Source organism: Bifidobacterium favimelis, from assembly GCF_037963085.1.
In the GTDB taxonomy this organism is placed as follows: domain Bacteria; phylum Actinomycetota; class Actinomycetes; order Actinomycetales; family Bifidobacteriaceae; genus Bombiscardovia; species Bombiscardovia favimelis.
In genome coordinates this window covers 579,364-591,384 of sequence record NZ_JBANDZ010000001.1, presented here as the reverse complement: position 1 = coordinate 591,384, position 12,021 = coordinate 579,364, and the positions used below count along the sequence as shown (strand labels likewise).

General features: G+C 64.8%; 10 protein-coding genes. 1 reads left to right on the top strand and 9 read right to left on the bottom strand.

All coding sequences use genetic code 11. The annotated features are described in order from the left end of the window. Positions 1-339: 339 nt before the first annotated feature. Both V6584_RS02365 and V6584_RS02360 read right to left on the bottom strand, forming a co-directional pair. Positions 340-2,154: a proline--tRNA ligase gene (locus V6584_RS02365; protein ID WP_340486161.1), complete on the bottom strand. Its 1,815-nt coding sequence runs from the start codon at positions 2,152-2,154 to the stop codon at positions 340-342. A 240-nt stretch (positions 2,155-2,394) separates the two neighbouring features. After that, positions 2,395-3,804: a PIF1 family DEAD/DEAH box helicase gene (locus tag V6584_RS02360; RefSeq protein WP_340468824.1), complete on the bottom strand. Its 1,410-nt coding sequence runs from the start codon at positions 3,802-3,804 to the stop codon at positions 2,395-2,397. Positions 3,805-3,981: 177 nt separating this feature from the next. On the opposite strand from V6584_RS02360, the gene V6584_RS02355 reads away from it, so the two are divergent. Then, a complete protein-coding gene (locus V6584_RS02355) occupies positions 3,982-4,995 on the top strand; it encodes a hypothetical protein (protein WP_340468823.1) in 1,014 nt (337 codons plus the stop codon). 22 nt (positions 4,996-5,017) lie between these two features. Here V6584_RS02355 and orn read toward each other — a convergent pair whose 3' ends face one another. The 7 genes from orn to rpmE all read right to left on the bottom strand — a co-directional run bounded on the left by orn (position 5,018) and on the right by rpmE (position 11,919). Next, positions 5,018-5,719 (bottom strand): oligoribonuclease, encoded by a 702-nt coding sequence (orn, locus tag V6584_RS02350; protein WP_340468822.1) that lies wholly within the window; start codon positions 5,717-5,719, stop codon positions 5,018-5,020. A gap of 223 nt (positions 5,720-5,942) precedes the next feature. After that, positions 5,943-7,487, bottom strand: a complete 1,545-nt coding sequence (gene guaB / locus V6584_RS02345; protein ID WP_340468821.1) for an IMP dehydrogenase — start codon at positions 7,485-7,487, stop codon at positions 5,943-5,945. A 69-nt stretch (positions 7,488-7,556) separates the two neighbouring features. Further along, the gene (locus tag V6584_RS02340; protein ID WP_340468820.1) at positions 7,557-8,732 is read right to left on the bottom strand and encodes an MraY family glycosyltransferase; all 1,176 of its coding nucleotides are present in this window, start codon (positions 8,730-8,732) and stop codon (positions 7,557-7,559) included. Further along, complete coding sequence (locus tag V6584_RS02335; protein ID WP_340468819.1) at positions 8,729-9,379, bottom strand: L-threonylcarbamoyladenylate synthase; 651 nt, start codon at positions 9,377-9,379, stop codon at positions 8,729-8,731. Before V6584_RS02335 ends, V6584_RS02340 begins: the two co-directional genes overlap by 4 nt. A 98-nt stretch (positions 9,380-9,477) precedes the next feature. Further along, positions 9,478-10,485, bottom strand: coding sequence for a peptide chain release factor N(5)-glutamine methyltransferase (gene prmC / locus V6584_RS02330; RefSeq protein WP_340468818.1), 1,008 nt, complete (start codon positions 10,483-10,485; stop codon positions 9,478-9,480). Beyond that, entirely contained in the window at positions 10,482-11,570 is a 1,089-nt protein-coding gene (prfA, locus tag V6584_RS02325; protein ID WP_340468817.1) for a peptide chain release factor 1, read from the bottom strand. Before prfA ends, prmC begins: the two co-directional genes overlap by 4 nt. A gap of 136 nt (positions 11,571-11,706) precedes the next feature. Continuing rightward, positions 11,707-11,919, bottom strand: coding sequence for a 50S ribosomal protein L31 (gene rpmE / locus V6584_RS02320; RefSeq protein ID WP_015022244.1), 213 nt, complete (start codon positions 11,917-11,919; stop codon positions 11,707-11,709). Positions 11,920-12,021: the final 102 nt, after the last annotated feature.

Here is a 12,021-nt window from a genome sequence, read left to right as displayed (position 1 = left end):
GCCAGTAAGCCAGTAAGCCAGTAAGCCAGTAAGCCAGTAAGCCAGTAAGCCAGTAAGCCAGTAAGCCAGTAAGCCAGGTATGCCACCAATCAGCAACCAGGGCACCATAAGGTTGGGCAGCGGGATGCCGGTCTTCGGAAAGCCACCTGGCGGGTCCATCCGCACAGACGGCACGCCAGATGAAATCCGCTGCGGCCACCGGCACGGCCAGGAGGCAGACCCCCGATCGACCCTGCCCTCCTGGCCGTCGTCACGCCTCAGAAGATCCCGTCTCCCTTTCCGGCCGCAGTCCGCCGGACCTTATCCATCCGGGCGGAAGGCGGCCGAATCAGTCGGGAATCAATCCAGGGCCGCCAACCTCCCGGCGATGACCTGGGCGGCTTCTCCCGCCGGGACCGCCTGGGTGCCGGAACCGTCGCGGCCTCTCACTTCAATGGTCCCGTTGGCTATGGTGTCACGTCCGGCTATGGCCACCAGGGGGACACCAATCAGCTCGGCATCCTTGAACTTGACACCCGGAGACACCTTGGGCCGGTCGTCATAGAGCACCTCGATGCCCTTCTCCTCCAACTGTGCGACCAGTCTCTCAGCCGCCTCGAAGGCCTCCTCCTTCTTGCCGGTGGCCAGGACGTGCACCTGGGCGGGGGCCACGGCCTTGGGCCAGGCCAGTCCCTTCTCATCGTGGTGCATCTCGGCGATGCAGGCCAGCACACGGGAGATTCCGATTCCGTAGCAGCCCATCCAGACGGGGATGGCCTTCCCGTTCTGGTCGAGGACCTTCAGGTCGAGGGCGTTGGAGTATTTGAGACCCAGCTGGAAGACCTGGCCGATTTCGACACCGCGCTGGAAGCTCAAGGGGCCGGACCCGTCCGGGCTCATGTCCCCGTCACGCACTTCGGTGGCCTCGACCACCCCATCGGCCTCGAAGTCACGCCCGTAGACGGCGTGGCAGACATGCACACCCTCCCTGTCACCGCCGGTGACCCACTCTGACCCGCGGGCCACATGGGCATCGACCAGGTACCTCAGGGTCTGCGCCTTTTCATCATCCTCAGCGGCCTGGGGGCCGACATGTCCGAAGCCGATGTAGCCCTTGACCAGCTCGGGGTGGGCAGCCAGGTCCTCGGCCGTGGCCTCCTCGATTTCGGCCGGTGAGAAGTTGGCCTCCAACCGCTTCATATCCACCTGGCGGTCACCGGGCAGACCGATGACGACGATTTCGCGTGAGCCCTGCGGGTGTTCATCGTCCGCCGGGTGCTTGACCGCGATGACCAGGTTCTTCAAGGTGTCCGCAGCCGTCCACAGGCGACCGTCCTGACGGGGATGGAGTTCGTTCATACGGGAGACCAGGCTTTCAATCGTCTTGGCCTCCGGTGTCTCCACCTCCTCCATGGCCGGCGTGGCCGAGCAGTCCACTTCGGCGGGTTCGGGCGTTGTCAGGGCCTCGATGTTCCAGGCCTTGCCGGAGGGGGCCACGACGACCGTGTCCTCGCCGATGGGCAGGACGGCTTGGAATTCCTCCGACTCAGAGCCGCCCATGGGGCCGGAAACGGCTCGGACGATCACGTAGTCGACGCCCAGACGCTTGAAGATCCGCTCGTAGGCGGCCCGCTGGTCGGCGTAGGCCTTCTTCAGCCCCTCCTCGTCGATGGTGAAGGAGTATGCGTCCTTCATGATGAATTCACGTCCTCGGATCAGGCCGGCCCTGGGACGGAACTCGTCACGGTACTTGGTCTGGATCTGGTAGAGGACCACGGGGAGGTCCTTATAGGAGGAGTACATGTCCTTGACCAGGAGGGTGAACATCTCCTCATGCGTGGGGGCCAGCAGGTAGTCGGCCTGATGGCGGTCCTTGAGGCGGAAGAGGTTCTCGCCATACTCCTCCCACCGGTGGGTGGCTTCGTAGGGCTCTCGCGGCAGGAGGGCCGGGAAGTGGACCTCCTGGGCGCCGGTCTTCGCGATCTCCTCGCGGACGACGGACTCCACCTTGTCGAGGACCTTCAATCCCAGGGGAAGCCAGGTGAAGATGCCTGGCGCCACCTTGCGGACATAACCGGCCCGCTGGAGGAGCCTGGCCGAGTCGACATCGGCATCGGCGGGATCCTCCCGAAGGGTCCTCAGGAACAGTGTTGACATGCGCATGGCTTTGGTCATAGTTTCCAAAGATATTCGCGCAAAGGGACATACCTGACTCGAAGAGACCGCGAAACCCTTCCTTCGCCGGGAAGCACGACAAACACGGCCGACATGGTGCACCCCAAAGAGGGAAGGGATACGCCGGCACTGTATGCGCCAAGACGGATGTCGCCCTACACGGGCATACGCTTGAACTCGGCGGCCACCCGGGATGTGCGAACAGGGTCTCCTCCCCTCCAACCGGACATATACACCGGGTCAGAAGAGCTGGTCCTGGGCGAATTCGTCTTCGGGTTCCTGACCTACCGCCCGTCTGGTGAAGGAGTCGGCCCCTTCTTCCTCCAACCGGGCGCAGGCCGTCTTGGAGTCCGCCCTCAGGTCCGCGTCCAGGACGACGGCATCGGGCGAGACCAGGAAGGCCCGCTCGTTGATGCCGGCCAGGTAGAGGCCGTCCAGGTCCTCCACGCGGGAAAGGGCTACATATCCCATGCCGGGCGCGAAGGTCCTTCTCAAGTCCATGACCGCCCTGTCCAGGGTCATCCCCTGGGACTTGTGGATGGTGATGGCCCAGGCGCAACGCAGCGGGACCTGGTTGACGGCGGCCAGGACCGTGTCCCCGTCCATCATCTCCCAGGCGGCGGGTTTCATGGTCACGGTGTTGCCGTTTTCGAAGGCCACAATGGGCCACCCGCCCTTGGTCTGGTCGGTGAAGCCCTGCACCCTCCCTATGGATCCGTTGACATACTGGTGGTCCTGGTCATTGCGCAGGGCCATGACCGCAGCCCCGGTCTTCAGGACCAGTTCCTCGGGGGCCAGCATGTTCTTCTTCAGCCTTTCGACCAGGCGGGCCTCACCCGTGGAGGTGGCCTGATAGGTGTGGGCCGGTTCGCCGATCTGTGCCAGACGCTGGTCATTGAGGGCATCTGCCTGCCGGTTCACGGGGAAGAGGTGGACGGCCACCTGTCCCTGAGCGGGCTCCTTTCCGACGCGGGAGGCCAGCACGTCATGGTCCTCCTGGGTGACATCGCCCTCCCTGATGTCCGTCAGGACGGTCAGGAGCTGGCCGTCGTCCTGGCGGTGCTGCTCGGTCAGATAGCAGATGACCGGTTCCAGTTCCTCCCAGACCAGGGATTCGGTGATGAAGCCGTCAGGGTCCTTGCCTGCCCTGACGTAGGGTTCCCGGGAGGCGAGGAATTCTTCCGGCGGTTCCATCATCCCGTTGGCCCTTCCCCCCCTGGTCACCGGAGGCAGCTGGAAGAAGTCGCCGGACAGGACCACCTGGAGGCCTCCGAAGGGTTCCGGACTGCGCCTGGCCAGACGGCAGACCCTGTCTACCATGTCGAAGAGCCAGGCATGCATCATGGAGACCTCGTCGATGACAAGGATGTCGGCCGCCTCCAGCTTGCGGCGGCGACGGGAGAGTATCCTCTTGACGATGCCCTCAGTCAGGTAGGTCGAAACCCCCACCCCGCTCCAGGAGTGGATGGTCTGACCGTTGATGTGGGTGGCGGCGATGCCGGTGGAGGCGGTTACCGAAACCGATGCCCCCCGTCTGCGGGCGTCTTCGATGAACCTGTTGAGGACATAGGTCTTGCCGGCTCCGGGCGCACCGGTGATGAAGACGTTGGCGCCGGCACTCATGATGGTCAGGGCCTCGGATTGTCGCATACCGTTCATCGTGCCACGCCTGAGGTACATCAGGGTCATAGGGCGGAAAGCCCGGCTGGACCTGCCCGCCTTTCTCCTGTGGTCCGATAAGGGGCAATCCCGGATGGACGGCCGGAGCCTGCTTATACTGGCCCTGCCTGGCGCGGGTTGGACAGGTTCATGCAGCAGGGGGCGATCATGGGATTCAAAATCAATTTCCAAAACCGGGGGCGGGGGAACCGGGACGATGGGCCAGACCGGGCAGGTAGGGGGCCCAGGATCGATTTTCCCAGGATGAAGCTGCCCAAGGTGGACCTGCCGCAGGTGCAAGTGCCCAGGTTGAAAGGCACGCAAATCAGGTTGCCGCATGTCGCCCTCCCCGAGGTCAGGCTCCCCCGGACGGGTCTGCCGCACGTGGGTCTGCCGGGCACCGGCCGAACGGAGGCAGTCGGCCAGGCGGCGGCCCTCCCCCACCCGGCCGTGGACCCTGATGAATTGAAACGCAGGCGGTATGACATGACCATGGAACTCATCGCGCGCGTCTCCCAGGTCCCTGGGATCCGTGTGGACCGGGAGGACTTCCTCCGCCGGGAATTCGCCGGCGCGCCCGATCTGGACAGGATACTGCGGGAGGGGCCGGCAGGCATCCGCCCGGCAGAGGACCTGAGAAGGCGTGCGGATGTGCTCATCAACGCCAGCACCACCAGATCGGCCCTGGTCTCCTTCTTGACCGGCCTGCCCTCGGGACCGGTGACGATGACGCTGGCCGGCACGGCCGACGTGGTCCAGTACTTCGCCTTCGCTGTCAACCTGGCCCAGCAGGTGGCCTATCTTTACGGCCAGGGAGAGCTCTTCGACGGGCCCCAAGGCGGTCTGACCGATCTGGGCCGGTCCAGGATCGTGGCCTACCTGGGCATCATGTTCGGCGTGCCCCAGGCCGACTCCCTTCTGTCACGGACCCAGTGGGGGCCTGACGACGAATCGAGGCAGGCCCTTGTGGCCATGACCCTGTCGCGGGGCATCCTGATTCCACTCCTGCAGAACGTGGCAGCCGGCCTGGGCCGGAGGATATCGCGAAAGGGGTCCGCCCGGGTCCTCGTAGATGCGATACCGGCCCTGGGCGGTCTGGTTTCCGGAGGCATGACCTACGCCTCATTCAGAACCATGGGTGGTCGCCTGGCGGATGCCTTCGCCTCACGGCAAAGGGACTGACGCCCGGCCGGTTCAGCGGATTTCAGTAGTCCTTCTTTTCCGGCGTGGAGGCATCCTCCACGGGGTTGCCGCCCTCCTCGTAAGTGCGCAGGAGACTGGTGGCCTCTATCTGCTCGGCCCCTTGACGGGCCTGGTCCTCATCGGGGCCGGGAAGAGGCAGGAAGCACATCCTCCTGTAGTAACGCAGTTCATCGATGGATTCGATGATATCGGCCAGGGCCCTGTGACCGCCGTGTTTGGCCGGCTTGTTGGAATACACGCTGGGATACCAGCGTCGTGAGAGTTCCTTCAGCGTGCTCACGTCGATGACCCTGTAATGGAGGAGACCCATGAGCTCGGGCATGTAACGGTCCAGGAACTTCTTGTCCGAGCCGACGGAATTGCCTGCCAGGTGGGCCTTCCCCCTGACCGGCAGGAAGCGCTTGACATAGTCGACGACCTGACGCTGGGCCTCATCCAGGGGCAGGCCTGTTTTCATCTCCTCGATCAGGCCCGAGGAGGTGTGCATGCGGCGGACGAAATCACCCATGTGGTCCAGGGCGGCCTGAGAGGGTTTGATCACCAGGTCGATTCCCTCGTCCAGGACCTTCATGTTGAAGTCCGTGGGGACCACGGAGACCTCGCAGAGTTCGTCATGGAAGATGTCGAGCCCGGTCATCTCGCAGTCGATCCAGATCATCCGTGACTCTTCGGGGCTGAAGGTCATATCACTCTCGTCACTCATTTCCTCACCTTTCAGATCCGACGGCCGCCGGATCGTCTCGTCTCGGCGGACCTTTCAACTTACCGCCCGCTCCTGACGGGGCAGATTACAGGGAGGCCGCACCCGCACTCCTCCTGATGGGCCGCCATCAGCCAGGGGACACGCAGGTCCCTGCCTGCCTGCGGAAGCCCGGCGCGGAGGGCGGCAGGACCGGGAATGGCGGGCCGCCGCCCTGGGAGCGGATTCAGTTGTGGAAGCCCGAGTAGTTGGGGGCTTCCTTGGTCATGACGATGTCATGGGGGTGGGATTCGCGCAGGCCGGCATCGGTGATCCTGATGAAGCGGCCCTTCTGCTGGAGCTCGGGTATGGTGCGGGCGCCCGTGTAGAACATGGTCTGGTGGAGGCCGCCGACCAGTTCGTACAGGACGTAGTTGAGCGGGCCGCGGTAGGGTACCTCTCCCTCGACACCCTCGGGGACCACCTTGTCGCTGCTGGTCACGTCTGCCTGGAAGTAGCGGTCCTTGGAGTAGGACTTCTTGCCACGCGGGGCCATGGCACCCAGGGAGCCCATGCCCCGGTAGACCTTGTACTGCTTGCCCTGGAGGAGGACTTTCTCGCCTGGCGCCTCCTCGGTGCCGGCCAGGAGGCCGCCCAGCATGACCGAGTCGGCCCCGCCGACAATGGCCTTGGCGATGTCTCCGGAGTAGTGGATGCCCCCGTCTGCTATCAGGGGGATGCCGGCGGGCTTGCAGGCCAGGGAGGCATCGTAGACGGCTGTCAGCTGGGGGACGCCCACGCCGGCCACCACTCGGGTGGTGCAGATGGAGCCAGGCCCGACACCGACTTTGACGGCGTCCACACCGGCATCGATCAGGGCCTGGGCCCCCTCGCGGGTGGCCACGTTGCCTCCGATCACGTCGACATGGTCGAAGGCGCTGTCGGCCTTGATCCTGCGGATCATGTCCAGCATGAGCTTGGCGTGGCCATGGGCCGTGTCGACCACCAGGACGTCCACCCCTGCGTCGACCAGGGCGGTGATCCTCTGCCAGGCGTCACCGAAGAAGCCGACGGCGGCGGCCACCCGCAGGCGTCCTCGCTCATCCTTGGTGGCATCCGGGTACTGCTCGGTCTTGACGAAGTCCTTGACGGTGATCAGACCGGTCAACCTGCCCTGTCCGTCGACCAGTGGGAGCTTCTCAACCTTGTACTTGGCCAGGATCTCGTGGGCGTCCTCCTTGGTGATGTCGGAAGGGCCTGTGATCAGGCCCTCCTTGGTCATCACGTCGCTGACCTTGAGCCTGTCGTAGTCGTCTGGATTCACGAAGCGCATGTCGCGGTTGGTGATGATGCCGACAAGACGCTGGTCCCTGTCGACGACGGGCAGGCCCGACACCTTGTAGGTGGCGCAAAGCTTGTCCAGGTCGGTCAAAGTGACATCAGGGGTCACGGTCAGCGGGTCGGAGATCATGCCGGATTCGCTGCGTTTGACGATGTCGACCTGGTTGGCCTGGTCCTCGATGCTCAGATTGCGGTGGAGGACGCCGATTCCCCCGTTCCGGGCCATGGCCACGGCCATCCTGGCCTCGGTCACCGTGTCCATGGCCGCCGAAAGCACGGGGGACTTCATGGTGATGTTCCTGGTCAGCCGGGTCGTCGTATCGACCTCGGATGGGATCACATCGGATTCATTGGGCAGGAGGAGGACGTCGTCGTAGGCGAGGCCCAGCTTCTGGAAAATCGGAGGAAGTGGAGAATAGGCAGATTGTGCGAAATCGGTATCTGTGACCATGACAACATACTATCCTCGGACGGCGACGATGCCGATGGGATCACATTCCACCCGGCCTGTTCCCGACGGCTAAGCCTGGGAGCCTCCCCCGTCCGTCAGCCCACCATCGCCGGGCCTCCTCCTGGCCTCGGCCAGTCTGGCGTTCTCCTCGCGGATCTCCGGAAGCCGGCGGCGGTAATAAGGATAGAGGGTGGCCACGGTCAGGAGGAGGGCCGCCAGGGTGAAACCGACGGCCACCCACCTCAGCGGGAAGAAGAGGATGGTCAGGGAGCCGAAGGCGATCAGGGCCGCCCACCCCCAGAGGATCAGGACGGCGGAACGCACGGAGTGACCGATTTTCAACATGCGGTGGTGCAGATGCATCCGGTCCGGGTGCATGGGGGACTGCCCGTGGCTGAGACGGCGCACGATGGCCAGGCACATGTCGAGGACGGGCAGGAAGAGGACCAGGATGGGCAGGAGTATGGGCATGAAGGCTGGCAGGTAGATGCTTGCATGGATGGTCGCCGGATCCAGGCGGCCGGTCACGACAATCGAGGCGCAGGTGATCAGGTAACCCAGGAGCATGGAACCGGAGTCCCCCATGAAGAGCTTGGCCGGATGCCAGTTGTGCAGGAGGAACCCTACGCACATGCCCACCATGGCCACATCTATCAGGGTGGCCAGGGAGGCATAGTCAGGCGAAATCCTGGCGATTATGTACGAATAGGCCCCGAAGGCTATCCCTCCGATCGCCACGATTCCGGCGGCCAGGCCGTCCAGGCCGTCCACGAAATTGACCGCATTGATGGAGGCCACGATCAGGAAGGCCGTTATGGCGATGGAGAGGCTGGGAGAGGCCGTCACCAGGGAACCCAGGGGGAGGGAGATGATCTGGATGCCACCCCAGGAGACGAAGACCGAAATCAGGAGCTGGCCTGCCAGTTTGAGCATCCAGTCCAGGTCCCACAGGTCATCGGCTATGCCCAGCAGGCAGATACCCACGGCACCGGCCAGGATGACCCAGGCCTGGTGGCCCGAAATGAACAGGCCGGATATGAAGGGTATGCGGCTGGCGAAGAACATGGCCACCGCGAAGCCGAAGAGCATTCCAAGCCCCCCCATCCGGGGGGTGGGGACCTTGTGGACATCGCGTGCGCGGACCCTGCCGACGGCTCCGATCCGGATGGCCAGGTGCCTGACCAGGGGCATGACCAACCAGGTGGCCCCTCCTGCGATGGCCGCTATGAACAGGTAGACCCTCATGGGCGGCCGTCCTGTCCGGCCAGGGCCCGCCTGACAGCCTGGGAACTGATGGCCCCCTGCCTGAGGATGACGATTCCGCCGGGGGCTTCCGGATCGGCCGCCACGACGGTGCTTGGGGTCGACCCTGGTGTGGGACCGGCATCCACGTAGATGTCGACCGAATCACCCAGTTGGTCGATGGCCTCCTGGACCGTGGCCACGCTGGGATGGCCCGACAGATTGGCACTGGAGGCGGCAAGGGGGCCGGTCACAGCCAGGATGGAACGGCTGGCCACTGAGTCAGGCACCCGGACCGCCTGTGTGGAAACGCCCTCCTCCTGGCGCAGGGTGTGCAGGCGGCAATCCTCACCGGCCAGACAGATCGGGGAGAAGGCACCGGGGAGGAAGGTCCGCGACAGGCGGTCCAGGGGGGAGGGAATGGTCAGTCCCAACCGTGAGACCGATTCCACTGCGTCCAGAAGGACCTGGAGGGACTTGCTGCGCGGCCGGTGTTTGGCTGCGAAGAGAGCGGATAAGGCCCCGTCGTCAAAGGGATCGCAGACGATGCCGTAGACGGTGTCGGTGGGAATCACGGCCAGTCCCCCGGCACGTATGACCCGGCGGACCTCAAGCAGGCCGTCTCCATCCACGCCAACGATATGAACCATCGCCTCACGCCTTCCTTCACCTGTCACCGCCCTGGGCGGTCCCTTCCTTCCGGCACAGTTCACCATTGTGCCCCAATGTCCTGATAGCCGCCAAGCCGTCAGCCGCCGGGTTTCGCGGCGGTGAGGAACCGTGGCCGTCCGGCCAGGTCACTGCCGGTCCGGACCTGGACCAGTCCGGCCAGGCCGGCCTCCCGCCTGGTCGCCTCCCCCTGGGAGGCGTCGTGCTCCATGACAAGGAACCCTCCCGGTCTCAGCAGGGTCGCCGCCCGGCGGATGACCAGCCCGGGGATGGCGCACCCGTCGGCCGACCCTCCATAGAGGGCCTGATCCGGATCCCAGTCCCTGACCTCGGGCTGTTCGGGCACCTGGTCCTCGGGCACGTAGGGGGGGTTGGAGATGATCAGGTCCACCCTCCCATCCAGGTCGGCCAGGTTGAGGGGGTCGAGGGCATCGGCCTCGACCAGGCGGTAGGAGGATCCGGAGGAGGCGATCGCCTCCTCCTGCCGGAGTGCATTGAATCTGGCCCAGGATGCCGCCTGGGGTGATTTTTCCACCGCGGTCACCCGGGCGCCGGGATACTCAAAGGCCACGGAGAGACCGACGGCCCCGCTGCCGGCGCAGAGGTCGACCACCAGGGGGTTTCGGACCCCCCGCCCCGCCAACCAGTCCAGGCCGGCCTGGACCACACTCTCTGTTTCCGGGCGGGGTATGAAGACACCGGGGCCCACGGCCAGGTCCATCAGGCGGAAGGGGGCCTGACCGACGATGTACTGGAGCGGTTCGCGCAGGCTGCGTCGGTCGACGGATCGTTCGAACCGGACCAGGGCCCTGCCCGCTCTTCCCCCGGCCCGGCCGTCCCCTGCACTCCGGCCGGGGAGGATGCCGGGGGCGGGCCCTACCAGGTCGGCAACACCCCAGCCCATGAGGAGGGCCTTGTCCAGGTCGTGCAGGTCGCACCCGCAGGCCCGGGCCAGGAGGACCCTGGCATCGTGGGCGGGGGTAGGCACGCCGGCCTGACCCAGACGGGCGGCCGCCCCGGCCAGGAGGGAGGGCAGGTCCGTGCAGGGCAGGTCCGGCCCCGCTGATTCCCCGGCGGACGGATTCATGACCTGGCGGCCAGCCGGGCTGCCTCGTCGGCCTGGATGTCAGAATCGATAAGGGCCTGCAGGTCCCCGTCCAACACCTGGTCCAGGTTGTAGGCCTTGTATCCGGTACGGTGATCCACGATCCTGCTCTCCGGGAAGTTGTAGGTCCTGATCCGCTCGGACCTGTCCAGGGAACGGACCTGGGAGTGCCTCATGTCGGCGGCCTCCGCGGCCTCCTGCTCGTGCTTCATGGCCAGGAGGCGGGACTTGAGGACGCGGAGGGCGGCCTGGCGGTTCTGTATCTGGGACTTCTCATCCTGCATGCTGACCACTATCCCCGTGGGGATATGCGTCATCCTGACCGCCGAATAAGTGGTGTTGACGGACTGTCCACCGGGGCCCGAGCTCATGAAGATGTCGATCTTCAGGTCTTTGGGGTCGATCACTATCTCGTCGTCGTCCTCGTCGGCCTCGGGAAAGACGATGACACCGGCGGCCGAGGTCTGTATCCTCCCCTGGGACTCGGTGACGGGTATGCGCTGCACCCGGTGGACACCGCCCTCGTACTTGAGTGAGGCCCACACCCCTTCTGCCGGGGCCACGTTCCCCTTCGACCTGATGGCCATCTGGGCGTCCTTGATGCCCCCAAGCTCGGTCCGGTTCTCGCTCATCAGTTCCGTGGTCCACCCACGCTTCTCCGCATACCGGGTGTACATGCGAAGGAGGTCGCCGGCGAAGAGGGCGGCCTCCTCACCCCCGGTGCCGGCCTTGATCTCCATGATGGTGTCCCTGGCGTCATCCGGGTCCCGCGGGACCAGGGCGGCACGGAGACGTTCCTCGGCCTCAGGCAGGCGGTCGGCCATCCGCTTGGCCTCTTGGGCGAAGTCCCCATCCTCGGCGGCCATCTGCCTGGCGGCCTCGCAGTCCTCCTCCAGCTGGAGGTAGTCCCGGTAGGCATCGACGATGACTGAGAGCTCGGCATGCCGCCTGCCCAATTTACGGATGCGGGACGGGTCCGAGGCCACCTCCGGCCGGCTCATCTCCTCCTCCAGGTGTCGGTATTCTTCCAGGGCGGTCTGCGCCGCCGGGAATCTGCCCTCACCCATGCCTGATCAGCTCCTCAACAGTAAAGGCCCATACAAGGCCTGCGGTCATCGGCTCAACGTCATGCGAACATGAAAAAACGCCAGCTCCAGGCCGGGCATAGCAGAGCGACCCGGGATGGAACTGGCGTTGGAAGTGCTACTTGGTCCTCTTGCCGTAACGGGCTTCGAACCTTGCCACACGGCCACCGGTGTCGAGAATCTTCTGCTTGCCGGTGTAGAAGGGGTGGCAGTGCGAGCAGACATCAACCGTCATATGATCGCCGGGAGCGGTCGAACGGGTGATGAAGGTATTGCCGCACGAGCATGTGACTTCCACGGGATGATAATCGGGATGAATACCCTGCTTCATAATTGACTCCTAGGATACAAGGGCACCGGGTCGCCAACCCCTGTGGCAGGCGTGAACCGGAACCATCGGTCATTATACAGCATGCCGGGGAGATGGCTGAGA